The sequence below is a fragment of the Flavobacterium cheonanense genome, from assembly GCF_039539185.1.
GTDB lineage: Bacteria > Bacteroidota > Bacteroidia > Flavobacteriales > Flavobacteriaceae > Flavobacterium > Flavobacterium cheonanense.
In genome coordinates this window covers 66,232-88,982 of sequence record NZ_BAABCT010000009.1, presented here as the reverse complement: position 1 = coordinate 88,982, position 22,751 = coordinate 66,232, and the positions used below count along the sequence as shown (strand labels likewise).

Genomic DNA, 22,751 nt, shown 5'->3' with positions numbered 1-22,751 from the left:
TAGGGTTTATTCAAATTTCACTTTGGTAACCTTAGTTTCGCCATCTCTAACATAAGTAACTTCTAGTTCGTCACCTGGGTTGATTTTGCCTAAAGCTTCCATATAATTATAAACGTCTTTTATTGTTGTTGTTCCAATTTTTGTAATAACATCACCTTCTTTGATTCCAGCAACTTGAGCAGGTCTATTTTCTGTTACGCCATCAACATGTAAACCATCAGGATGCTCTGAGTAATCTGGCATAATTCCCATTGTTACTTTGTATTTTGGTCTTGTTTTTCCAGCATTGGCTTTAGTTTTAGTAAATTCTACTTTATCTAAATCAGCTACATCATTAGCAATTCTAAAAACAAACTCTACAATGTTTTTTACACCATTGAAATTAATTTTATCAGTATCATCACTTGGTTTGTGGTAATCGCCATGCGTTCCTGTAAAGAAATTTAAAACCGAAATATCTTTCAAATAAAACGAAGTATGATCGGTTGGTCCGATGCCACTGTCTTCTGTGGTTACATTAAAACCAGCTGGTTTGTTTTTCTCAACCAATTTTTTGAATTCTGGAGAAGTTCCGACACCACCAACAATCATCTCTTTTTTGTCGCTCAAACGTCCAATCATGTCCATATTAATCATAGCAACCACATTTGGATACAATGTTTTCAATGTTTCCGCCATATGTTTAGAACCAATTAAACCATCTTCTTCACCAGAAAATAAAGCAAAAATATAGTTGGCTTTTTCGGTAGTTTTATTTTTTGACAACATACGAGCCAATTCTAAAACACCAGAAACTCCAGAAGCATTATCATCAGCGCCATTGTGAATTTCTCCTTTAGAATTTGGTTTAGTAGAATTGTTGTGCTCATTCAATCCCAAATGGTCATAATGCGCACCAATTACGATAGTTTTAGCGGCTTTATTGTCTAAATAAGCAATAACATTTCTACCATTATTAGTTTCGCTTTTATCAGTTATAGAATCGTTTGGACTCAATCGAACTTTGTAGTCAAATTTTTGTAAATATGTTTTTCCAGAATATGGTTTTAAACCTAAAGCTTTGAATTGTGCCGAAATATAATCAGCTGCTTTTTGTTCACCCACAGAACCTGTTAAACGACCTTTCAACTCATCAGAAGCTAAATAAGAAATGTGTTTGTTAAGAAGTTCTGGTTTTACATTTTCTGTTTCGTCACTGTCAACCCAATCCGCAATAAAAACGTTTGTTTCACGTGCTGCAGTTTGCTGACGATTACTAGACCAAACCAATTTCTTTCCATCTGGTGAAAACATTGGAAATGCGTTAAATTCACTTTCCCAAGTTATTTGTTTCAAATTAGTTCCGTCTACATCAATCATGTACAACTGAAAATCGTATCCACGAGTAGAATGATGATTAGAAGAAAAGATGATTTTTTTATCGTTTGGACTAAAAAATGGAGCCCAGTTGGCTTTTCCTAAATGCGTTACTTGTTTAACATCAGTTCCATCAACATTACAAGTGTAGATTTCCATTTCTGTTGGAGCTACTACATTTTCTGCCAATAAATCTTTGTATTCTTTAATGTCTTTTTCAGTTTTTGGTCTAGACGAACGGAAAACTAATTTTTTGCTATCGTGCGAAAAGAAACTTCCACCATCATAACCTAAACCATTAGTAACTTGTTTCAAATTACTTCCGTCAATGTCCATGGTCCATAATTCCAAATCACCAGAACGAGTAGAAGTGAAGGCAATTTTCTTTCCATCTGGAGAAACTACAGCTTCAGCGTCATATCCTGGAGTATTGGTTAATTGTTTTACAATGTTACCGTTCAAATCGGCAATATAAATATCAAATTCTGGATAAACTGCCCAAAGGTATTTTCCGTCTTTTGGTTTTGGTGGCGCTGGACAAGCTTCACTTGAAGCATGAGTTGATGCATAAATAATGTGCTTTCCATCTGGCATGAAGTAAGAGCAAGTAGTTCTTCCTTTTCCAGTTGAAATCAATTTTAAATTTTCTGAAGAATAACTTTTGCTTTGCAAATCATACATATAAATCTGATCGCAAAGAATATTAGCTTTCGGATTAGAAACTTGTAAGGTCAAAAGCGAACTATTTGGACTAAAATACGCCTCAGCATTGTCACCTCCATTAGTTAGTTTTTGAATATTTTTAAGATTTTTCTCTTGTCCAACAGCGTTCAAAGAAAGCAGAAGAAAAAAGAACTTAACAAAAGAATTTAGTTTTGAAATATTTAGATACATATATAATTTGATAAAGTATTTTTTAAATGCGAGCAAAGATAATAAAATGGATTTTTTTACTATAGTGGTTTGCAATAAAATATAGGTTTATTTAAAACTTAGTTAAGCAATTACTAAAAAAAAATCCCAAGATGTTGACCTTGGGATTTTGATTTATTTTTTAATGGCTTCTTCATATTTTTCGCCAACTTTTTTCCAATTGATGACATTAAAAAAAGCTTCAATGTATTTCTTTCTTTTGTTTTGATAATTCAAATAGTAAGCATGTTCCCAAACGTCGATAGCTAAAATTGGAGTTCCTGCAACAACTGCTCTTGGCATTAAAGGATTGTCTTGATTTGGCGTACTAGTAACTTGTAATTTTCCTGCTTTATCAACTATCAACCAAGCCCAACCTGAACCAAATTGCTTAGTAGCTGCATCTTCAAACTGAATTTTAAAATTATCAAAAGAACCAAAATCTTTATCAATAGCACTTGCCAAAGTATCAGAAGGTTTTCCGCCAGCTTTTGGTGCCATAATATCAAAATACAAAGTATGGTTGTAGTAACCACCTAAATTGTTTCGTAAATCGGCATTATTTAAATCTAATTTTTTGAAAATCTCTTCGATTGGAAGACTTTCTAACTCGGTTCCAGCCAAAGCTTTATTTAAGTTGTTGGTGTATGTTAGATAATGTTTAGAGTAATGTACTTCCATGGTCATAGCATCAATATTTGGAGCTAAGGCATCATAGTTATAGGGAAGTTTAAGCAATTCAAAGGCACCAGCATCAGCTTTAACGTCTTCTGGTAAACCTATAGTCATTTTTTCTTCTTTAGAAGGAAGAGGCACTTCTACAACTTCGGTATATTTTTTCCTTTTGCAAGAACCAATAGAAAGGAAAAAAATCGAACTTAATACAATTAAAATTACTTTTTTCATTGGTTATCTTTTTTTAACTAAATCAGTGATGGCTTCAATGTATAATTCCTTGCATTCATCTTGAGTAAGATGGCTTATTTGCATCCAAGCATTCATTTTAAACGCATTTCTTAAGTCGTATACAGGATAAACGCGATTGGTAATTGTTCCGTGGGTTGATTGTTTATATAAGGCATACAAACGCAACTGAACATCTTGTGGTAGTTCGGCTTGTGTTATGGTATTTGCCAAGGCTACGGCATTTTCAAATCGTTTTTCTAAATCTTCTTGCATTTATTTGCTAGCAACTATAGTTTGATTTCCGACTGCTTTTTGTCCAATTTTTACGTTTACATTGGTTCCAATTGGTAAATAAATATCTACTCTAGAACCAAATTTGATAAATCCAGCATCATCACCTTGTCTTACTTGCATTCCTTCTTCAGCATAATTTACAATTCTTTTTGCCAAAGCACCAGCAATTTGTCGGTACATGATTTCACCAAAAATTCTATTTTCAATTACAACTGTTGTCCTTTCGTTTTCTGTACTGGCTTTTGGATGCCAAGCTACAAGATATTTACCAGGATGATATTTACTATATCTTACTTTTCCACTTGTAGCATAACGAGTTACGTGTACATTTATTGGCGACATAAAGATAGAAACTTGTAAACGTTGGTCTTTGAAATATTCAGGTTCAAAAACTTCTTCAATTACTACGACTTTTCCATCTACTGGTGCAATGATATTGTAATCATTAACTTCTAGTGGTCTCTTTGGGTTTCTAAAAAATTGCAATACGGTCACTAAAAGCAATAGCATTAGTATTTGTACAGATTTTAAAATCCAAGGATTTGATATAACCATTGGAGAAACTAATAGTAAAACTACAAATAGAGTAGTAGAGATAAGAATAATCTTGGCACCTTCTTTATGAAACATAATCTAAAATTTGATAAAATAAAAATACAAATGGAGCTACAAATATAATACTATCTAAGCGATCTAGAATACCTCCATGTCCTGGCATAATTTTTCCGCTGTCTTTAACACCAGCAATACGTTTGAATTTCGATTCAATTAAATCTCCCAAAGTACTGAAAACACTAATGATAACGGCACTTACTGTCCAAATTAAAACAGATTTATTAAAGTATTTCGGATTGGGGTCGAAATAGTATTTTGATATTAAAAATCCTGCTAAAACCGAGAAAACCATTCCTCCAAAAAAGCCTTCAATGGTTTTTTTAGGTGATATTTTCTCTAATAATTTATGTTTTCCAATTGATTTTCCAACAATGTAAGCAAAAGTATCGTTGGTCCAAATAAGGATAAAAATACTAATGATAATTTTTGGTCTGAAGTTATTTCCAACAAAAGGAATTTTGGCAATTAGAATAAAAGGTAAGATTACATAACCAATAAGGTAAATGTATTTCGAAAGAGTATCAATTTTTTCTTTCTTGGTATTGAAAAGTAAAAGCAAACATTTAATGGAAACAAAAAGTGTTGCAATTAATATTAAAATATCATTGGTTTTGTTAGTTCTAAATTGACTTCCCAAGTAAAATGCAACTCCTCCAACTATTATGGGAAGAATTTTATTTAAATTGATTAATTGGCAAAACTCATAAATCGCAATGAGCATAAAAACGCCAAATAGTAAAAAAAAACTATTAGCAGAGTAGGAAGTAGCTAATAGTAAAAGTGTTACATAAACTACACCCGAAAGTAATCTCGTTAGCGATTCATTCATGTTATAAATCTTCTAAAAGAAGTAGGTAAAGATTTTTGGCACAACTTCCATAGGTCAAGAAATCTTCTTCTTGTACTTTTTCAAAATATTTGATAGTTGTAATATTGGTAGGATAGTCTTTATCGTATTTTTTCTTTATAACTCTCAAACCATCACTTTTAGATTCTAATATCTGACTTGTAGTAGCAAGTATTACAATATTGTCAGGTAATTCGTTAGGTTTTTTCTGTTTAATTTGATTTGAAGAAAACAACACTGAACCTTCATCAGCTATTAAATTTTCACAACTTGCAAAAAAGAATTTTGGTTCTGTTGGATTGGTATAACTTAATTTATTTTCGTCTAAAAGGTTGTAAAGTTTTGTTTCAAAACATAATGCTTCACTTTCAAACCAATCATTCTCCTCAAGTATATTTTCGAACTGTTCCCTTACTTCGTTTAAGTTTTCACAATAGATAAACTTACCGCCATTTTTCTTAAAATTGAAAGTAAATAAATCGTCAATTGGAAGATTTGAAGGTTTGGGAGTATTATATTCACTTTGGTTTTCCTCATCGGAAGCATCATTGCTAGAACCAAATATTTTTCTGAAAAGACTCATATTGCTGTGTAAAATTCTTTAAATATCATTTGAAAACCTTCAAAGATAAAAAAATCTTAATTCAAAAGCATTTTTTGAATTAAGATTTTTAAATTTTTATATTTAACTGTTGTTTAAGCAGTAAATTCAGTGTTCTCTTTGCTGTCTATTTGATAAGGACGTTTGCCAAAAATAGTTTCCAAATCATCTTTGAAAATCACCTCTTTTTCAATCAAAATATCCGCAAGTTGCAACAATTTATCTTTGTTTTCTTTCAGGATTTCAATCGCTCTTTGATACTGACCTTCAATAAGAAGTGAAATTTCTTTATCAATAGTAATTGCAGTATCTTCTGAGTAAGGCTTGCTAAAACTATATTCGCTTTGTCCTGAAGAATCGTAATAAGTGATGTTACCTAATTTTTCATTCAAACCATAAATAGTTACCATAGCACGAGCTTGTTTTGTAACTTTTTCTAAATCTGATAAAGCTCCTGTCGAAATTGTATCAAAAATTACTTTTTCTGCAGCACGACCACCCATAGTAGCACACATTTCATCAAGCATTTGATCTGGACGCACAATAAGTCTTTCTTCAGGTAAATACCAAGCAGCACCTAAACTTTGACCTCTAGGAACAATAGTAACCTTAATAAGTGGCGCAGCATGTTCTAACATCCAACTTACGGTTGCGTGACCCGCTTCGTGAACTGCAATAGCTCTTTTTTCTGCAGGTGTAACTATTTTGTTTTTCTTTTCCAATCCGCCAACAATTCTGTCAACTGCGTCTAGGAAATCTTGTTTGTCTACGGCTGTTTTGTTATTACGAGCAGCAATTAAAGCCGCTTCGTTACAAACATTTGCAATATCTGCACCAGAGAAACCTGGCGTTTGTTTTGCTAAAAAGTCAGTATCTAATCCTTCTACTTTTTTCAATGGTGCTAAATGCACTTCGAAGATTTCTTTACGTTCTCTAATGTCTGGTAAATCCACATAAATTTGTCTGTCAAAACGTCCAGCACGCATTAAAGCTTTGTCTAAAACATCAGCTCTATTCGTTGCAGCAAGTACAATAACGTGAGTGTTTGTTCCAAAACCATCCATTTCGGTTAGTAATTGGTTCAAAGTATTTTCACGCTCGTCGTTTCCGCCTGACATGTTATTTTTTCCTCTTGCACGACCTACAGCATCAATCTCATCAATAAAAATGATGGCTGGTGATTTTTCTTTTGCTTGTTTGAATAAATCTCTTACTCTCGAAGCTCCAACACCAACAAACATTTCAACAAAATCTGAACCTGAAAGTGAGAAGAAAGGAACTTTTGCTTCACCAGCAACAGCTTTTGCAAGTAATGTTTTTCCTGTTCCTGGAGGTCCAACTAAAAGTGCACCTTTTGGAATTTTTCCACCTAAAACAGTATATTTTTCTGGGTTTTTAAGAAATTCTACAATTTCTTGCACTTCTTCTTTAGCACCTTCTAAACCGGCAACGTCTTTGAAAGTGGTTTTTACTTCTGATTTTTCATCAAAAAGCTTAGCTCTAGATTTTCCAATATTGAAGATTTGACCTCCGCCACCTCCAGCGCCACCGCCAGACATTCTTCTCATGAAATATAACCAAACCCCAATAAGAATAATCATTGGCAATAAACCAACTAAGAATTCTGTCCAATCGCTTTTAGTTTGAAAATCGAAATCTTTTATTTTTTTCTGAGCTCTAGCATCAACTAATTTCTTTTGAAAAAGCTCGTCATTTCCAGGATCAAAAATGTAATGTGGTCCTTTATTTGGATTACCAAAAACATCTTTGGCTATTTTTTCATTAGCTTTCGCTTTCAAGGCATTAGCCGTTAGATAAGCTTCTGCTTGATTTTTATTGTAAATAATTACTTTTTCAATCTGACCGCTATTCAAAAGTTCATCAAATTTTGATGAAGAAATTTTTGAAGGATCTTGCATTGTAGAACCATTTAATATGTTCAATATAACAAACATAAGAATTATAGCTCCTGTAATCCACCATGGACTAAATTTTAAACCGCTTGGCTTTTTGTTCTCTGACATTATTTATAGTGCTTTTAGTATTTGTTTTCTAAAGTAGTAATTTTGGCATCGCCCCAAAGTCCTTCAATATTATAATATTCACGAATTTCTTTTTGAAATACGTGTACTACAATACTAACATAATCCATTAAAACCCATTCTGCATTGTCTGTTCCTTCTACATGCCAAGGTTTGTCTTTTATTTCTTTGGAAACAACTTTTTGAACGGAGTTAACAATAGCGTTAACTTGTGTATTTGATGAACCGTTGCAAATAACAAAATAATCGCAAACAGCGGTATCTATTTCTCTTAAATCAAGGATTTCAATATCATTTCCTTTTACTTCTTCTATTCCTTTAATGATGTTTGTTAATAAAACATCGGTACTAATTGTCTTTTTTGCCATCTAAATTTTATATAATTTGCAAAGGTATCAAAATTTGTGATTATTTTTGATGCTTAACATAAGTTTAAACTCTGTTTTATCAAAATAATTCCTATGAACTTAATCAAACTCGATGCCATAGATTCTACAAACGATTTTTTGAAGGAAATGTCAAGAAGTCAAATCGTAGAAAACTTTACCGTTGTAACTGCCAAGAATCAAACAAAAGGTAAAGGTCAAATGGGTGCTACATGGGAAACAGAAAGTGGTAAAAACTTAATTATGAGTATCTTGGTTAAAGAAGTTTTGAAAGATATTGATGAAATATTTCATTTGAATGTTGCTGTTGCACTCTCAGTAATTAAAGCTTTAGAACCCTTAAACTTGCCAAAACTTTCTATTAAATGGCCAAACGACATTATGGCAGAGAACAAAAAAATAGGTGGCATCTTGATTGAAAACAGCTTCAAGTCTGACAATAAAATAGAATCTATAATTGGAATCGGATTAAATGTCAATCAAATCAACTTTGATAATTTGCCAAAAGCGTCTTCATTGTGCTTACTAAAAGAGAAAGAATTTGATTTAAATGAGGTTTTAGAAAAATTATTTTTTCAAATAAAAAAACACTGCAGTTTATTACTTTCCAATCAACATGATTTTCTTTGGAATGAGTATCACAAAAATCTTTTCAAATTAAACACGCCCATTGCTTTTTCAGACAATGAAAATAATCAATTTATGGGAATCATTCAAGGTGTAAATTATGAAGGTAGGTTGGAAGTACTTCTTAACGACGACTCTATAAAAACTTTTGGTGTAAAAGAAATTCAAATGCTTTTTTAATTAAAAAATCGACTTTCCAAAAATGTCAATAACATGATTTATATCATTTAGTTATTCCTATACTATTCCGAAATTTGGTAGTATAATTAATTTATAACTAAACCGAGTAATTATGGCAAATTTTGATATTAAACACATAAAAAATGTTGTTTTAGTTGGACACACGGGTAGTGGTAAAACGACTTTGGTAGAATCAATGCTTTTTGAAGCTGGATTAATCAATCGTCGTGGAACCATTCTTGATAAAAATACCGTTTCAGATTATACTGAAATTGAACATGAAAAAGGAAAAACATTCTTTTCAAAATTAGTAAATACGAAATGGAAAGGATACAAAATCAATCTTTTAGATACACCTGGATATGATGATTTTGCAGGTGAAATAATAGGAGCAATGCGAGTTGCCGATTGTGGATTGATGTTATTAAATTCGGCAATGGGCGTAGAAGTTGGTACCGATATCATTTGGGATTATACTAACGATTATAAACTTCCAATGCTTTTGGCAGTAAATCATTTAGATAACGAAAAATCAGATTACGATAGAACTGTAAATGAAGCTAAAGCTCACTTTGGAAATAATGTAGTTGTGGTTCAATATCCAATGAATCAAGGTGAAAAATTTGATGCTATCGTTGATGTTTTAAACATGGTTTTATACAAATATCCGCAAGATGGTGGAAAACCTGAAAAGCTTCCTATTCCTGATTCTGAAAAAGAAAAAGCCAACCAATTGCATCAAGAATTAATTGAAACTATTGCAGGAAATGACGAAACATTGATGGAACGTTATTTTGAAAAAGGCGAATTAGACGAAGACGAAATGAAATTAGGTTTGCATCATTCATTGATAAAACATGAAATTTTTCCAATTTTCTGTGTTTCTGCCAAAAAGAATATGGGAAGCGGAAGAATTATGGGATTTATTGATAATGTTTGTCCATCGGCTTACGAAATGCCTAAACAAAAAACAGTTGACGGTAAAAAAATTACTTGCGACGAAAACGAATCAACATCAATTTTTGTCTATAAAACCTTATCAGAACCTCATGTTGGCGATTTAAGTTTCTTTAAAGTGCTTTCAGGTAAAATTAAAGTTGGCGATGAATTAACCAATGAAAATACTGACCAAATTGAGAGAATCAATCAACTTTATGAAGTGGAAGGAAGTAAAAGAACTCCAGTTCAAGAATTGGTTGCTGGCGATATTGGTGCAACTTTAAAACTAAAAAATACGCATACCAATAACACACTTCACGAAAAAGGAAAACATATTGAAATTGTTCCGATTCAGTTTCCAAATCCAACGCTAACTATTGCTGTTGAAGGAACTAAAAAAGGTGAAGAGGAAAAATTGTCGATGGCATTACATCAATTAGTAGAAGAAGATCCAACGATAAAAGTTGAAGTTTCTCCAAAATTAAAACAAACCTTATTGCACTGTCATGGTGAGTTGCATTTGGCAATTATCAAGTGGAAATTGGAAAATGCCTACAAACTTTCGGTTGATTTTAAAACTCCAAAAATACCTTATAGAGAAACCATTCGTAAAAGTGCTGATACGGTTTACAGACACAAAAAACAATCTGGTGGAAACGGACAATTTGCTGAAGTTTCTATGAAAATTGAACCTTGGTACGAAGGAATTGAAGAGCCAACAGGTTACAATATTCGTGGAAAAGAAGAACACGATTTACCTTGGGGTGGAAAATTAGTATATTACAATTGTGTCGTTGGTGGTGCTATTGATACTCGTTTTCATCCATCCATTATGAAAGGAATTATGGAGAAAATGCACGAAGGTCCGCTTACAGGTTCTTATGTTCGTGATGTGCGAGTTATTGTTTATGATGGAAAAATGCACACCGTTGATAGTAATGATTTATCGTTCAAATTGGCTGGAATGATGGCATTTAAAGAAAATTTTCATAACGCAGATCCGCAATTATTAGAACCATTTTATTATGTTGAGATTCATGCTCCTGAAGAAGTTACAGGTTCTATAATGAGTACTATTCAATCGCACAGAGCTGTTGTTGAAGGAATGGATGCCGAAGGACAATTCTCTATTATAAAAGCACAAATTCCTTATGCAGAAATGCATGAATTTAGTAACGATTTACGTTCATTGACGCAAGGAAGAGCAAGATTTAATATGAAATTTGATCATTATGAAGCTGTGCCATTTGATTTACAAAGAACATTGATTTCAGAATTTAGTAATCAAGAAGAATTAGTTTAGTTTTAAAATAGATTCTTTAAAAATGAAAAACCTCGTAACTAATTAGATACGAGGTTTTTCTATTTTGTATTCCGTTGGAATCTATTCTTTACAACTTGTGCATATTTTCAGCCAAAGTCTCAATAAATTTTGAAATAGGACCTTTAATCATCATCGCCATCATTGGGTTGAAATCACCTTCAAAATCTAATTTAACTTCACTAGAATTTTCAGAAATAGAATCAATACTCGCCACTAATTTAAAAGGAAGTTTGTCACTTGCCGCTGCAAGATTCACTTTAGAATGTGGAACGCCTTCTTTCAAACGTAATTTGATTTCTGGCATACCTTTCAAACCAAAATTGAAAATATCATCACCAAGAACTTCAAATTTTGCAATGTTCTCAGGCATTAATTTTTCAAAATTTTTCACATCAGACAATTGAGAGTATAAATACTCAGCCGATTTTTCTACAGTAACTTTTGGACTTTCTAAGTTCATATTTTTTATGTCTTAATACTTAATACTTTAATCTTGATACTCAAACACCCCAAGTCGATGGACTTTTACGCCATTCTTGTAATGTTTTTTGTTCTTCTTCTGTAATGTATTGTTTTTCTACAGCAAGTTCCAAAAGATGTTCGTAATTGCTTAACGTATTCAAATTTACATTCGCATTTTTGAAGTTTTCTTCCGCAACATCAAATCCGTATGAGAAAATAGCTAACATTCCTTTTACATTGGCTCCGGCTTCTTTTAAAGCTTCAACGGCAAGCAAACTACTATTTCCTGTCGAAATCAAATCTTCCACTACAACAACATTCTGACCTTTTTGTAAAAAACCTTCCACTTGATTTTGTCTTCCATGCTTTTTTGGCTCTGGTCTAACGTACACAAATGGCAGTCCTAATTCTTCTGCAACAAGTATGCCAATGCCAATTGCGCCAGTTGCAACACCTGCAATGACATCTGGTTTACCATAAATTTCTTCAATTTGCTTAGAAAATTCATCGCGAATGTAATTTCTAATCGCTGGAAATGAAAGCGTTAGACGATTATCGCAATAAATAGGTGAGTTCCAACCCGAAGCCCACTTAAAAGGATTTGACGGATTCAATTTAATTGCATTTATTTGTAAAAGCAATTCGGCTGTTTTTTCGGCTGTTTCTTTATTAAAAATCATACTGCAAATGTATAAAGTTTTTGTGAACGATAAACCACTTTTTTTGACAAATGAAGTCGCAAAGGAAACCGACTTTCAATTGTTTTTACTTGAAAGTGTTGACATTGAACAGCTTATTGTAAAGATGTTCAACAATAAGATTAATAAAGCTTATTTGTATTATCCCGACGAAAAGGAAATTCTGAAAAAAGTAAAGGAAAAAATCCCTGTAAAAAAAGCTGGTGGCGGTTTGGTTTACAACAAAAAAGGTGAAGTTTTATTCATTTTTAGAGGCGGAAAATGGGATTTACCCAAAGGCGGTTGCGATAAAGGTGAAGAAATTGAGGATTGCTCCATAAGAGAAGTGGAAGAAGAAACCGGTGTAAAAGGTTTAAAAATCACTAAAAAACTTCAAAAAACCTATCATATTTTCAAGCGAAATGGTGATTATCGATTAAAAATTACACATTGGTTTGAAATGAAAACCGACTTTGAAGACAAATTAACACCTCAAAAAGAAGAAGGCATTAAAAAAGCTGTTTGGTTAAAACCCGAAGAAATTCAGGACGCTTTGAAAAATTCGTATGAAAATATTAAATTATTGTTTGAAGAAGAAAAGTTACAACTCTAATACTTCTATAAAATTTCAAACCACATAGATACATAGATTTTTATTTAATAGTTGAGGCGTTTCACTTCTGAATAGATTACATAGCTATGTAAACCTTTAAAAAAGTGAAACGTCTAATTTAGGTGTCTGAAACTATGTTTCTATGTGGTTTAAAAACTCAATTACTACCAACTTAATTTCAGTTTATCCTATAAACAGGATATTGCAAATGCGCTTTTTCGTAATAAATAGAATTTTTATGAACCCAATCCAATTGTGCTTCTGGGTTTTCTGCAAAGGCCTTATCTTCTAATTTCTTTTGTTCTAATTTGGCGCGTAATTCTGGATTTTTTTTCAAATAGTCATTCGCTAAATCTTCAAAAACATAATCGGAATAACCTTCTTTTTGTTGCAACATCGTATCAAAAAAGTTCCAATTGAAAAAGCTGTCCATTGCTTCTGGTTCTAAGGTTTCTACTAGAAATTTCACGCCCATTTGGTCGGTTTTGAACAAATAATCTCCTTTTCTAAATTGCATCTTTATTTTAGAACTTGTAATTTTTGTACTGTTATGTGGATAATGACCTTCGTAAGCATTTTTCGCTGTTTTATAATCGGCAATTCTATAACTTTCTACTTCAATTATCGTATCTCTTTTTAATCTTCTGAAGTCTAATTTGTTTTCTTTCAAACGATCAATTACAGGCCAAAACCCTTGTGGAATAACATAAGCATCCGGAATTTTTACCGTTTGAACCGATTTATAATCTGCCATAAAAGGAATGTATTTTGTAAATGGAAGTTTTCGGTCGTAATACAATCGTTTGCCTGTGGTTACATCACTTTTTTTGTATTTTCCTTCGTAACCTAGAAACGGAATTTTCGTAATTTTGGTCGTATCAATTTCCCATTTAATAGTATATTCACTTTTAGGTTGAAATTGTTTTTGATTTTCTAATCGTTTGGCTTTTATGGTTTTATAATTTTTATCGGCATAATTTATTGTAGAAACCATAAACTCATAAGTTGCTTTCACACGACTCGCGTAGTTTTTCAACATGTGCGTTTCTACCACAAAACCAATCGTATTGAACAACGAAGTATAACCTGTAGCATACCTCGGACTTTCAAAAAACTGCTGAAAACCTTCGTCTGGTGTGCCGTGCCAAACGTTTACGTAAGGTGTGGTTTCTATCTTTTTTTGCTGTAAATCTTTTACAATCGATGGCGTCAATTCGTTTTTCATATAGTCGCCTAAAGCAGTTCCTAATTTCTTAGGTTCGGTCATGATGTAGGTCAACGTATATTGATAATCTGCGCCATTGCTCACGTGATTGTCTATAAAAATATCGGGATTAAATTCTTGGAATATTTTATAAAAACTATGCGTGTTTTTGGTATCGGATTTGATGAAATCTCTATTCAAATCAAAGTTTCTTGCATTGCCACGAAAACCATATTCCTCTGGACCATCTTGATTGACGCGAGTCGTCGAATTTCTATTCAAACAACCACCAATATTATACACCGGAATCGCAACTACAATCACATTCTTTGGAACTTTAATCTTTCCCAAAGCCAAATCGCGGTACAATTGCATGGTAGCATCAATTCCGTCTGGTTCGCCGGCGTGAATTCCGTTGTTGATTAATAGGATGCTTTTTTCGGAAGACGCATAATTTAAATCAAATACTTTTTCAGGATTGAAAATCACTACTTGCAAGCGTTCGCCACTATCGGTTTCACCCATATTTAAAACTTGAATGCTTTCAAAATCCAAATCCAATAGCTCATAATAACGAAGTATTTCTTCATAATTAGCACTTTGATTGCCATTTCCTTTTTCAAAATAGGTAGCGTATTTCGAATTATCTTGAGCCAAAATAACCGTTGTAAATAGGAGGAAAGCCACTTTTATAAAACGCATGAGTGTAATTTTTTTAGATTTTCAAAAGTAAATAACTTTTTCCAACTAGTATTTCGTAATTCATAATTATTAATTCATAATTGGCTTTATCTTTGCCAAATGAATAAAAATCCACATTCCAATAATGTTCTTCTCAATTTAGGTATTGAGGAATTAAACGAAATGCAAGTTGTTGCTCAAGAAACCATCTTGAACGACGCCAATGTTTTACTACTTTCACCAACAGGTTCTGGAAAAACGTTAGCTTTTTTACTGCCAATTTTTCAAATGTTGGACGATAGTTGCAAAGACGTTCAATGTTTGATTTTAGTTCCATCACGTGAATTGGGTTTGCAGATTGAGCAAGTTTGGAAAAAAATGGGCACCGAATATAAAGTAAATGTATGTTATGGTGGTCATTCTATAGAAACGGAAATTAAGAATTTATCTAATCCACCGGCGATATTGATTGGAACGCCTGGTCGAATTGCCGATTATTTGGACAGAGGAACTTTTAATACAGATTATATTCAGACGTTGGTTTTGGATGAATTTGATAAGTCGTTGCAATTGGGTTTTCATGAGCAAATGAGTTTTATCATTTCAAGATTGAACAAGTTGAACAAACGCATTTTGGTTTCGGCGACTTCCGATATTGAAATTCCGAAATACACACGTGTTTTGAATCCGACGGTTTTGGATTTTATTCCAACGGAAGATTCGAGTAGCAATTTGAGTTTGAAAATGGTCGTTTCTAAAGAAAAAGACAAAATCAATGCGCTTTTCAATTTGCTTTGTTCTTTAAAATCGGAAGCGGCGATTATCTTTTGCAACCATCGTGATGCTGCCGAACGCATTAGTGACACCTTGAACGAAAAAGGAATTTATTCGACGTATTATCATGGTGGCATGGATCAAGACGAACGCGAACGTGCTTTAATTCAGTTTAGAAACGGAAGTGTGAGTTATTTAATCACGACCGATTTAGCGGCGCGCGGATTAGATATTCCCGAAATGAAACACGTGATTCATTATCATTTACCGTTGAAAGAAGACGAATTTACCCATAGAAATGGTCGTACGGCGAGAATGTTAGCTTCAGGAACGGCGTACATTATTGCGCACGAAAGTGAGAAAAAAATGGAGTATTTAGATTATAAAATGCCTGTTTTAAATGTAGAAAACGTAACAACGTTACCAAAACCACCAGAATTTCAAACGATTTATGTAAGTGGCGGAAAGAAAAACAAATTGAATAAAATTGACATTGTAGGTTTCTTTTCTCAAAAAGGAAAACTAGAAAAAGGCGATTTGGGTTTGATTGAAGTAAAAGATTTTATTTCGTTTGCTGCCGTAAAATCTAAAAAAGTAAAACAATTTTTGGCTAACATTCGTGATGAAAAAATGAAAGGTAAGAAGTTTAAAATTGAAGTTGCTAGGAAAGTTGTTAAGAAAGAGGAGTAGGGTTTAAAAATTTAACGTGTCGTGGCTTTATGAAGTTGGGGTTTATATGTTCCCAAACCTTTCCATTCGGACTGAAGTCAAATATACAAAAAAGTTCGTCCCATTAATCCCCAAAGCCCCAATTTCATAAAACCGCTGTTATGCCCAGTTTTTATATACTGAAATCATGAGCATTTGTAGTTTGGTTAAAATTGATTTCTAAAGGTACTTCAATTAATGTTTCTTTAATTGTTATTCTACATTCGAATGTTCTATCATCATTAATTGTTATGTTTTGTAAGTCTAAAATTTGATTATATAAAGTGTAATTTATTTTAGCATTCCTAATAAGATCATCATTGTTGTTAACTTCTCCTTTTGCGATAGCAGTCTGAACCCTATGTATCCATTCAAAGACTTCAAATTTAATATGTTTCTTAATTTCAATATCAATAACTGGAACAGCTTCCTTTAAAATTGTTATTAAATCTGCATATGACCTATTAATGTCAGCTTCATTAGCTTGAAGTATATAATCTCTTTCCGTATGGAACCAAGTATCTTTATTTGAAATATTAAGATAATCAACGGCTGATTGAGTGTAATAATGTTCTATTTCGCCTTTTGGAAAAATGAAAGTATTGCAAGATTTAAAAGCATTATGAAGTTGACTTATTCGCCCAATTATTAAATTTAAATTAGCAATATTAGGCGTGTCTAGTAAAGTTCTTATTTCTGAATCATATTTTAAAATTGCTAAAAGAGTGGATACTCTTTTTGAATGTTCTTCTTCGGGCGTCAATGAACTCAATTTTCCTTTCAATTCAATAAGCTGTGGGATAGTAGTGGTTTGACTTAAAATTCGTGTAGCTATTCCACTTAAATGTTTTTCTAAGTCTCCAATTTCAATAGAAAGATTGGCACCAATTCCTTGATGTTGAACATAGTTTTGTGAACGTTCATCGTCAGATACTACTCTTCTTAATCGTCCACGAAAAACTGCATCTAAATCAGCGATGATTCTGCAATTTATTTTTAACGATTTGCAAAGTTTATAGAAAACAGCTAACTCATCTTTTCCTCCAACGTCTATTATACATGAACCAGAAGCGCCAATGTTGATACCGATTTTTTCGAAAATAGTAGATATTATTTGTTGGTCAGTATATCCTTCAACAAATACAGGATTAGGTGAGAAAAAGAATTGTTTATGATGGGTATTAAATCTTGGCAGAAATTTTTTGAGTGTTAATTCATCGTGTGTATCTAATTCAGTAACATATGTGGGTACCTTGTTTAAATGACAAACCAATATATTTTTCAAATCATCAATGGATTTTAAATCAATGAAATAAGGTGAGTGAGTAATGATGAAAAAGACTTTCTTGGTTGGGTCAACTAATGGGTTTCCTGCGACCTTTCTAATTTCTTGAAGAAAAAATGATTGAAATTGAGGATGAAGATGTAGTTCAGGCTCGTCAAAAATTATACAATTTTTAGTTGGGTCATATAAAAATGTTAAAAGCGTAATTAATTCTTTCAGTCCATGACATTCACTTTCACTAAGGTTATATTCTTCACCAGCATTAATGTTTTGCATTTTCGGTTTCAAAAATCCACCTTCTTCAACTAGTCTAATTGTTTTTCCAAAAATATCAGACAAAAGAGCTTCTATTTTAATTCTAATATCAAGTCTTTCCTTAAGAATGATTATACCGGATGATGATAACCCATGGTTTTCTGCTCTCGATTTGTAATCTGCAAAAAGAGAGATATCAAATCCCTGTCTTAAACTTGCGCCTCCAAATCTTCCTTCATGCTGTTTTTCAAGACCAATTAATCTCTCAGCATTTAAATAACGAGAACGAAATCCATCACTATTAAACTGATTTTTAATTTGTTCAGCTAATAAAGATTTCCCTGTTCCATTTGCGCCAACTAAATAATTAATAAAACCCCATTCATTCTTTATAAAGTGCTCATTTCCCCATAAAATTGGTATAGAAATATCAATGTTTTTTGTAATCATATTGTTGTTTTAAAATTGGGCATAACTTGTATATAGGCGCCACAAACAAACATTTGCAATTATTTGTAAGCGTTTGTAATCAATCGTAAATATATAAAATTACCATCAATAATAATTACGGTTTTCCTCATTCCATAAAAAAAAGCTAAAAATTAGTTCAAACTTTTAGCTTTTTGTGTTTTTGAATATTGTAGCAAATGTTATACTACTTTACTTTTCTATTACCTTCATTTTGTCGATTATCCCAAAAAGAAATTATTTCAATTCTATTTCCATTAATCTCATAAAAAATAAGATAAACTTTCATTGGAATTACTCTAGTGAATTTATTGGAAGTTAGTCTTCCAATTAGTTCAGCATTAGAAAGAGTTTCTAATAAATCTTCAACTTCATTTAGGAGTTTTAAGCTATAATTTGAGTTTCCATTTCTCTGAACATAAAACTCAAGTACATTTTTTAACTGAAGTTTAGCAAGTTTTGACCAAACTATTTCTTTTTTAGCCATTGCTTCATTTCTGAAATTACTTCTTCATTTTTAAAGAATTGATTGTTTTTAATTTCACTTCTTCCTTTTTCAATAGCAGATTGCTGTTCGGATGATAATTGAAATAGTGATTGCTCAGAAGAATCAAAAATCGTTTGAAGCGCATTAAGAAAATTCAAATCTTTTGAATCCTTAATTCTTGTAATTAAATTCTTTTTTATTTGTGCAGCCGTGTCCATAGCAATTCATTTAATATATCAAAATTAAAGATTTATTTTTAATTTAGAAGTTTTTGTTTCAAATTATTTCTATCAACTAAATTCTCACAGAATCTGGTACTAAAACTGTATAATCGCCACCATTTCGCAATACATCGCGCACAATACTTGAGGAAATGTAAGAGGTTTTGGATGCGGTTAATAGGAACACGGTTTCAATTTTAGACAAGCGTCTGTTGGTGTGGGCAATGGCTTTTTCAAATTCAAAATCGGCAGGATTTCGCAAGCCTCGTAAGATGAATTCGGCTTTTTCTTTTCGGCATAAATCAATCGTCAAACCTTCGTAAGTGATTACTTTTACTTTGGGTTCGTTTTTAAAAGCTTCCTCGATAAAGCGTTTTCGGTCTTCAAGGGAAAACATGTATTTTTTTTCGGCATTGATTCCAATGGCTACAATGACTTCATCAAACAGCGAAATGCCTCTTTTAATAATGTCGTAATGACCATTTGTAATAGGATCAAATGAACCGGGAAATATGGCTTTTTTCATGGTTAGTTTATTTCAAGACAACTTATTTCTGAATATAATGGATTTGTTAAAAAATCGATTATGGTTTCTCTTTTATGTTGCAGGATTTCAATTATATTATTTGTAGTTGTGTTGCCTGTTCTTAGCCAAATTATTTTTGGAGGATGACCTTTTAAATTTGAAATTTCGAAAAAATCACTATCAAAAGTTACAATTGTAAAATTATTTTGTTTGGCAAATTTCCATATTTTATCGTCAGACATTCCTTCTAATCCCAATTCTCTAACTTGTTTAGAATTTGGAAATAAAGTTTGAACTTTTTGAACTATCCTAAAGGATATATTTTGGTCAAACAATAAGCTCACGATGCAACTCTAATTTTATGTTCTTTATCAGCTGCATAAGCTAAACAAGATTTTATTTTTTCTTCTGATAATTCAGGAAAATCAGTAATAATTTCGTTGATGGTCATTCCATTTGCTAACCAATTTAGAACATCATAAACCGAAATTCTTGTTCCTTTAAGGATTGGTTTCCCAAAACGAGTTTCGGGATTTATTTCTATATGTTCTTGATAATTTATCATAAGCTATTTTTTATGCTAATTTAGTTAGTTTTTGTAAAGTTAAAACTTTATTTCTTCCAAATTAGTTTTCTCTGTAAAGCTAAACTAATTTCGTTATCTAGCAAATCGCTCATAGGCATATTCGAGTAAGCTGCTTGCTGTGGAAAAATACTTTGTGGCGATAAACCCGGATTGGTATTGATTTCGATAAAATGCGGAACGTCATTCATAATAATAAAATCAGTTCTTGAAAAACCAGACATTCCAAGTGCTTCATACACTTTTTTAGCCGTTTCTTCCACACTATTTTTAATTTCTTCTGATAAATTGGCTGGCGTAACTTCTTCTGATTTGCCTAAATATTTGGCTTCATAATCGAAGAAATCATTTTCAGATAAAATTTCGGTGATTCCCATAACCTTTGTTTCACCTTTATATTTGATAACACCAACAGAAACTTCTCGTCCTTTTAAGTAGGATTCAATCAAAATATCGTTGTCTTCTGCGAAAGCAAATTCTAAAGCTTTATCGAAATCTTCTAGCGAATTTACTTTAGAAACACCAAGTGAACTTCCGGATTGATTGGGTTTTACAAAGAATGGCAAACCTAATTCTTTCGCCACTTCGTTTCCATCAATAGCATCACCTTTTGATAAGTAAATAGAATTGGCTTTTGGGATATTAAATTTTGATAAAACCGAAAGCGTATCACGTTTGTTAAAAGTCAAACTCGATTGGTAAAAGCCGCAACCTGTGTACGGAATTTCTAGTAATTCCCAGTAGGCTTGCATGTGTCCGTCTTCGCCTGGAGTTCCGTGAATGGTATTGGATATTACATCAAATTTGATGGTTTGGTTGTCTTTTGTAAATGAAAAATCAGCTTTGTTTATTGGGTATTTTGTTCCGTCAATTAGGCAATACCAATCGTTCAAAAGGATGTGAACTTCAAATACTTGGTATTTTGATTTGTCTAAATTGTTTAAGATTAATTGACCACTTCTTAAAGATATTACAGATTCATCCGAATATCCACCCATAACAACGGCTACGTTCATTTGATTTTATTTTAAATACAATACAAATTTAGCACAATTGTTGAAACTAAAAATTATATCTTTGCGATAAATAAATTTTATTTATGAGTTTACGTAAATATCTTACTAGTCGTGTGTTTTTTGCTCAAGGTCTGGCAGCATTAGCAATAATAGCAGTTTTGGCTTATTTGTTTTTTCATTGGATTACTTTTATTACCAATCATGGTGAGGAAATTACAGTTCCCAATTTGGCAAAATTAAATCCAGAACAAGTAGAAGAAAAATTAGACGAATTAGATTTGGATTACCAAATTATTGATACGGTTGATTATCAACCACAATTTCCTAAACTTACAGTGGTGCAACAAGAACCTACAGCTGGTTCTAAAGTAAAAGGAGGAAGAACCATTTATATAAAATTAAATGCCTCAACTTTCAAAATGGTTGCTGTTCCAGATTTAATTGAAAAGACTTACAGACAAGCTGTTCCAACATTGAAAGCACTTGGATTACAAGTAGGAACTATTAGATACATACCGTACATTGGTAAAGATATGGTTCGTGAAATGTGGATTAATGGCGTGAAAATTGAATCAGGAAAGAAAGTATATAAAGCTACCAAAATTGATTTGGTTCTTGGAGACGGAAAAGTAGTTTTTGATGAAACAGAGATAGATTCAATTATTGAAACTGAAACTCCAATAGATACCATTCCGAATGAACAATAATAGTGACTTACAAGAACCTGAAGAAGAACTTTTTGAGCATTACAGATTTGACGTTCCAAAAGGTCAAGCATTTCTAAGAATTGACAAATACTTGATGTTAATGGTTCCGAATGCAACCAGAAACAAGATTCAAAATGCGGCTTCCAATGGCGATATTTATGTAAATGATGTTCCGGTAAAGTCTAATTATAAAGTAAAACCATTTGATGTAATTAGAATTTTATTAGCGCATCCGCCATTTGAAAATAGGGTAGATCCTGAAGATATTCCTTTAGATATAGTTTATGAAGACGATGCTTTATTAGTGATTAATAAACCGCCAAATTTTGTTGTACATCCAGGTCACGGAAATTACACAGGAACTTTGGTAAATGCATTAGCTTTTCATTTCGAAAATTTACCTTTAAACAGTTCAGAACGCCCAGGATTGGTGCATCGAATTGACAAAGACACTTCAGGACTTTTGGTTGTTGCCAAGACTGAAGCTGCTATGACGCATTTGGCAAAGCAATTTGAAGATAAAACTTCAGAAAGAGAATATATTGCCTTAGTTTGGGGAAATGTGAAAGAAGATGAAGGTACAATAGTTGGAAATATAGCTCGTCATGTTAGAGATAGAATGCAAATGGCTGTTTTTGCCGATCCAGAAATAGGAAAGCATGCGGTTACTCATTATAAGGTTTTAGAGCGATTTGGTTATGTTACTTTAGTTTCATGTAAATTAGAAACTGGTCGTACACATCAGATTCGTGTGCACATGAAGCACATTGGTCATACTTTATTTAATGATGAGCGTTATGGTGGAAATCTTATTTTGAAAGGAACCACTTTTACTAAATACAAACAGTTTATAGACAATTGTTTTAAAACATTACCAAGACAAGCACTTCATGCTAAAACACTTGGTTTCATTCATCCAAAGACTGGTGAAATGATGCGATTTGATACAGAAATACCGAAAGATATGGCTGATTGTATTGAAAAATGGAGAAACTATTCCAAATCAAATGCCTCTGAGGAAGAGGAATAAAAAAAAAGACCTTTAGTTAATTTCT

Annotated in this window: 24 protein-coding genes; 6 read left to right on the top strand and 18 right to left on the bottom strand. The window is 32.4% G+C overall.

All coding sequences use genetic code 11. The features are described 5' to 3' along the window. Window positions 1–6: 6 nt before the first annotated feature. The 8 genes from ABD766_RS13735 to rsfS all read right to left on the bottom strand — a co-directional run bounded on the left by ABD766_RS13735 (window position 7) and on the right by rsfS (window position 7,941). Entirely contained in the window at window positions 7–2,250 is a 2,244-nt protein-coding gene (locus tag ABD766_RS13735; RefSeq protein WP_344817211.1) for a M20/M25/M40 family metallo-hydrolase, read from the bottom strand. Between the two features lie 153 nt (window positions 2,251–2,403). Then, the gene (locus ABD766_RS13730; protein ID WP_344817210.1) at window positions 2,404–3,174 is read right to left on the bottom strand and encodes a superoxide dismutase; all 771 of its coding nucleotides are present in this window, start codon (window positions 3,172–3,174) and stop codon (window positions 2,404–2,406) included. Window positions 3,175–3,177: 3 nt separating this feature from the next. Next, window positions 3,178–3,447, bottom strand: a complete 270-nt coding sequence (locus ABD766_RS13725) for an acyl-CoA-binding protein (RefSeq protein ID WP_344817209.1) — start codon at window positions 3,445–3,447, stop codon at window positions 3,178–3,180. Next, complete coding sequence (locus ABD766_RS13720; protein WP_298305823.1) at window positions 3,448–4,098, bottom strand: phosphatidylserine decarboxylase family protein; 651 nt, start codon at window positions 4,096–4,098, stop codon at window positions 3,448–3,450. It abuts the gene before it with no gap. Next, the gene (locus ABD766_RS13715; protein WP_344817208.1) at window positions 4,088–4,912 is read right to left on the bottom strand and encodes a phosphatidate cytidylyltransferase; all 825 of its coding nucleotides are present in this window, start codon (window positions 4,910–4,912) and stop codon (window positions 4,088–4,090) included. The genes ABD766_RS13720 and ABD766_RS13715 overlap by 11 nt, the downstream gene beginning before the upstream one ends. 1 nt (window position 4,913) lies before the next feature. After that, entirely contained in the window at window positions 4,914–5,513 is a 600-nt protein-coding gene (locus tag ABD766_RS13710; RefSeq protein WP_344817207.1) for an LUD domain-containing protein, read from the bottom strand. A gap of 113 nt (window positions 5,514–5,626) precedes the next feature. Further along, window positions 5,627–7,555 (bottom strand): ATP-dependent zinc metalloprotease FtsH, encoded by a 1,929-nt coding sequence (ftsH, locus tag ABD766_RS13705; protein WP_344817206.1) that lies wholly within the window; start codon window positions 7,553–7,555, stop codon window positions 5,627–5,629. A 14-nt stretch (window positions 7,556–7,569) separates the two neighbouring features. Beyond that, window positions 7,570–7,941, bottom strand: a complete 372-nt coding sequence (gene rsfS / locus ABD766_RS13700) for a ribosome silencing factor (protein ID WP_298305835.1) — start codon at window positions 7,939–7,941, stop codon at window positions 7,570–7,572. A gap of 93 nt (window positions 7,942–8,034) precedes the next feature. Between rsfS and ABD766_RS13695 the strand changes: the two genes are divergently transcribed. Continuing rightward, on the top strand, window positions 8,035–8,766 hold the full coding sequence (locus ABD766_RS13695; RefSeq protein ID WP_344817205.1) for a biotin--[acetyl-CoA-carboxylase] ligase: 732 nt from the start codon (window positions 8,035–8,037) through the stop codon (window positions 8,764–8,766). A gap of 112 nt (window positions 8,767–8,878) precedes the next feature. Then, complete coding sequence (locus tag ABD766_RS13690) at window positions 8,879–11,008, top strand: elongation factor G (RefSeq protein WP_344817204.1); 2,130 nt, start codon at window positions 8,879–8,881, stop codon at window positions 11,006–11,008. A gap of 88 nt (window positions 11,009–11,096) precedes the next feature. Here the strand turns inward: ABD766_RS13690 and ABD766_RS13685 are convergent, their stop codons facing one another. Beyond that, window positions 11,097–11,489, bottom strand: a complete 393-nt coding sequence (locus tag ABD766_RS13685) for an SRPBCC family protein (RefSeq protein WP_344817203.1) — start codon at window positions 11,487–11,489, stop codon at window positions 11,097–11,099. A gap of 40 nt (window positions 11,490–11,529) precedes the next feature. Continuing rightward, window positions 11,530–12,171 carry an orotate phosphoribosyltransferase gene (gene pyrE, locus ABD766_RS13680; protein WP_344817202.1) on the bottom strand — a complete coding sequence of 214 codons (642 nt, stop codon included), beginning with the start codon at window positions 12,169–12,171 and terminating at the stop codon, window positions 11,530–11,532. 7 nt (window positions 12,172–12,178) lie between these two features. Between pyrE and ABD766_RS13675 the strand changes: the two genes are divergently transcribed. Next, the gene (locus ABD766_RS13675; protein WP_344817201.1) at window positions 12,179–12,781 is read left to right on the top strand and encodes an NUDIX hydrolase; all 603 of its coding nucleotides are present in this window, start codon (window positions 12,179–12,181) and stop codon (window positions 12,779–12,781) included. Window positions 12,782–12,959: 178 nt separating this feature from the next. Here the strand turns inward: ABD766_RS13675 and ABD766_RS13670 are convergent, their stop codons facing one another. Continuing rightward, the gene (locus tag ABD766_RS13670; protein WP_344817200.1) at window positions 12,960–14,687 is read right to left on the bottom strand and encodes a M14 family metallopeptidase; all 1,728 of its coding nucleotides are present in this window, start codon (window positions 14,685–14,687) and stop codon (window positions 12,960–12,962) included. Window positions 14,688–14,786: 99 nt separating this feature from the next. Between ABD766_RS13670 and ABD766_RS13665 the strand changes: the two genes are divergently transcribed. Continuing rightward, window positions 14,787–16,130: a DEAD/DEAH box helicase gene (locus tag ABD766_RS13665; protein WP_344817198.1), complete on the top strand. Its 1,344-nt coding sequence runs from the start codon at window positions 14,787–14,789 to the stop codon at window positions 16,128–16,130. 151 nt (window positions 16,131–16,281) lie between these two features. Here the strand turns inward: ABD766_RS13665 and ABD766_RS13660 are convergent, their stop codons facing one another. The 7 genes from ABD766_RS13660 to ABD766_RS13630 all read right to left on the bottom strand — a co-directional run bounded on the left by ABD766_RS13660 (window position 16,282) and on the right by ABD766_RS13630 (window position 20,989). Then, window positions 16,282–18,138, bottom strand: a complete 1,857-nt coding sequence (locus tag ABD766_RS13660) for an ATP-dependent nuclease (protein ID WP_344817197.1) — start codon at window positions 18,136–18,138, stop codon at window positions 16,282–16,284. A 205-nt stretch (window positions 18,139–18,343) separates the two neighbouring features. Beyond that, window positions 18,344–18,643: a type II toxin-antitoxin system RelE/ParE family toxin gene (locus tag ABD766_RS13655; RefSeq protein ID WP_298308465.1), complete on the bottom strand. Its 300-nt coding sequence runs from the start codon at window positions 18,641–18,643 to the stop codon at window positions 18,344–18,346. After that, window positions 18,625–18,861: a hypothetical protein gene (locus tag ABD766_RS13650; RefSeq protein WP_298308469.1), complete on the bottom strand. Its 237-nt coding sequence runs from the start codon at window positions 18,859–18,861 to the stop codon at window positions 18,625–18,627. The genes ABD766_RS13655 and ABD766_RS13650 overlap by 19 nt, the downstream gene beginning before the upstream one ends. A gap of 76 nt (window positions 18,862–18,937) precedes the next feature. Further along, entirely contained in the window at window positions 18,938–19,390 is a 453-nt protein-coding gene (gene coaD / locus ABD766_RS13645; RefSeq protein WP_344817196.1) for a pantetheine-phosphate adenylyltransferase, read from the bottom strand. 2 nt (window positions 19,391–19,392) lie between these two features. After that, window positions 19,393–19,734 carry a DUF5615 family PIN-like protein gene (locus ABD766_RS13640; RefSeq protein WP_298392337.1) on the bottom strand — a complete coding sequence of 114 codons (342 nt, stop codon included), beginning with the start codon at window positions 19,732–19,734 and terminating at the stop codon, window positions 19,393–19,395. Next, window positions 19,731–19,955: a DUF433 domain-containing protein gene (locus ABD766_RS13635; RefSeq protein WP_344817195.1), complete on the bottom strand. Its 225-nt coding sequence runs from the start codon at window positions 19,953–19,955 to the stop codon at window positions 19,731–19,733. Before ABD766_RS13635 ends, ABD766_RS13640 begins: the two co-directional genes overlap by 4 nt. 47 nt (window positions 19,956–20,002) lie before the next feature. After that, a complete protein-coding gene (locus tag ABD766_RS13630) occupies window positions 20,003–20,989 on the bottom strand; it encodes a D-alanine--D-alanine ligase (RefSeq protein ID WP_344817194.1) in 987 nt (328 codons plus the stop codon). 83 nt (window positions 20,990–21,072) lie between these two features. On the opposite strand from ABD766_RS13630, the gene ABD766_RS13625 reads away from it, so the two are divergent. Then, window positions 21,073–21,696 (top strand): PASTA domain-containing protein, encoded by a 624-nt coding sequence (locus ABD766_RS13625; RefSeq protein ID WP_298308477.1) that lies wholly within the window; start codon window positions 21,073–21,075, stop codon window positions 21,694–21,696. After that, window positions 21,686–22,726: an RluA family pseudouridine synthase gene (locus ABD766_RS13620; RefSeq protein WP_298308480.1), complete on the top strand. Its 1,041-nt coding sequence runs from the start codon at window positions 21,686–21,688 to the stop codon at window positions 22,724–22,726. The genes ABD766_RS13625 and ABD766_RS13620 overlap by 11 nt, the downstream gene beginning before the upstream one ends. Window positions 22,727–22,751 lie beyond the last annotated feature (25 nt).

Excerpts from the sequence above, each read along its gene's own strand:
- ABD766_RS13655 (WP_298308465.1), bottom strand. The coding sequence starts at position 18,643 with ATGGCTAAAAAAGAAATAGTTTGGTCAAAACTTGCTAAACTTCAGTTA.
- ABD766_RS13620 (WP_298308480.1), top strand. The coding sequence starts at position 21,686 with ATGAACAATAATAGTGACTTACAAGAACCTGAAGAAGAACTTTTTGAG.
- ABD766_RS13710 (WP_344817207.1), bottom strand. The coding sequence starts at position 5,513 with ATGAGTCTTTTCAGAAAAATATTTGGTTCTAGCAATGATGCTTCCGAT.
- ABD766_RS13675 (WP_344817201.1), top strand. The coding sequence starts at position 12,179 with ATGTATAAAGTTTTTGTGAACGATAAACCACTTTTTTTGACAAATGAA.
- ABD766_RS13715 (WP_344817208.1), bottom strand. The coding sequence starts at position 4,912 with ATGAATGAATCGCTAACGAGATTACTTTCGGGTGTAGTTTATGTAACA.
- ABD766_RS13730 (WP_344817210.1), bottom strand. The coding sequence starts at position 3,174 with ATGAAAAAAGTAATTTTAATTGTATTAAGTTCGATTTTTTTCCTTTCT.
- ABD766_RS13735 (WP_344817211.1), bottom strand. The coding sequence starts at position 2,250 with ATGTATCTAAATATTTCAAAACTAAATTCTTTTGTTAAGTTCTTTTTT.
- ABD766_RS13720 (WP_298305823.1), bottom strand. The coding sequence starts at position 4,098 with ATGTTTCATAAAGAAGGTGCCAAGATTATTCTTATCTCTACTACTCTA.
- ABD766_RS13635 (WP_344817195.1), bottom strand. The coding sequence starts at position 19,955 with ATGATAAATTATCAAGAACATATAGAAATAAATCCCGAAACTCGTTTT.
- rsfS (WP_298305835.1), bottom strand. The coding sequence starts at position 7,941 with ATGGCAAAAAAGACAATTAGTACCGATGTTTTATTAACAAACATCATT.
- ABD766_RS13630 (WP_344817194.1), bottom strand. The coding sequence starts at position 20,989 with ATGAACGTAGCCGTTGTTATGGGTGGATATTCGGATGAATCTGTAATA.
- ABD766_RS13625 (WP_298308477.1), top strand. The coding sequence starts at position 21,073 with ATGAGTTTACGTAAATATCTTACTAGTCGTGTGTTTTTTGCTCAAGGT.
- ABD766_RS13665 (WP_344817198.1), top strand. The coding sequence starts at position 14,787 with ATGAATAAAAATCCACATTCCAATAATGTTCTTCTCAATTTAGGTATT.
- ABD766_RS13660 (WP_344817197.1), bottom strand. The coding sequence starts at position 18,138 with ATGATTACAAAAAACATTGATATTTCTATACCAATTTTATGGGGAAAT.
- ABD766_RS13685 (WP_344817203.1), bottom strand. The coding sequence starts at position 11,489 with ATGAACTTAGAAAGTCCAAAAGTTACTGTAGAAAAATCGGCTGAGTAT.
- ABD766_RS13670 (WP_344817200.1), bottom strand. The coding sequence starts at position 14,687 with ATGCGTTTTATAAAAGTGGCTTTCCTCCTATTTACAACGGTTATTTTG.
- ABD766_RS13690 (WP_344817204.1), top strand. The coding sequence starts at position 8,879 with ATGGCAAATTTTGATATTAAACACATAAAAAATGTTGTTTTAGTTGGA.
- ABD766_RS13695 (WP_344817205.1), top strand. The coding sequence starts at position 8,035 with ATGAACTTAATCAAACTCGATGCCATAGATTCTACAAACGATTTTTTG.
- ABD766_RS13725 (WP_344817209.1), bottom strand. The coding sequence starts at position 3,447 with ATGCAAGAAGATTTAGAAAAACGATTTGAAAATGCCGTAGCCTTGGCA.
- coaD (WP_344817196.1), bottom strand. The coding sequence starts at position 19,390 with ATGAAAAAAGCCATATTTCCCGGTTCATTTGATCCTATTACAAATGGT.
- pyrE (WP_344817202.1), bottom strand. The coding sequence starts at position 12,171 with ATGATTTTTAATAAAGAAACAGCCGAAAAAACAGCCGAATTGCTTTTA.
- ABD766_RS13650 (WP_298308469.1), bottom strand. The coding sequence starts at position 18,861 with ATGGACACGGCTGCACAAATAAAAAAGAATTTAATTACAAGAATTAAG.
- ftsH (WP_344817206.1), bottom strand. The coding sequence starts at position 7,555 with ATGTCAGAGAACAAAAAGCCAAGCGGTTTAAAATTTAGTCCATGGTGG.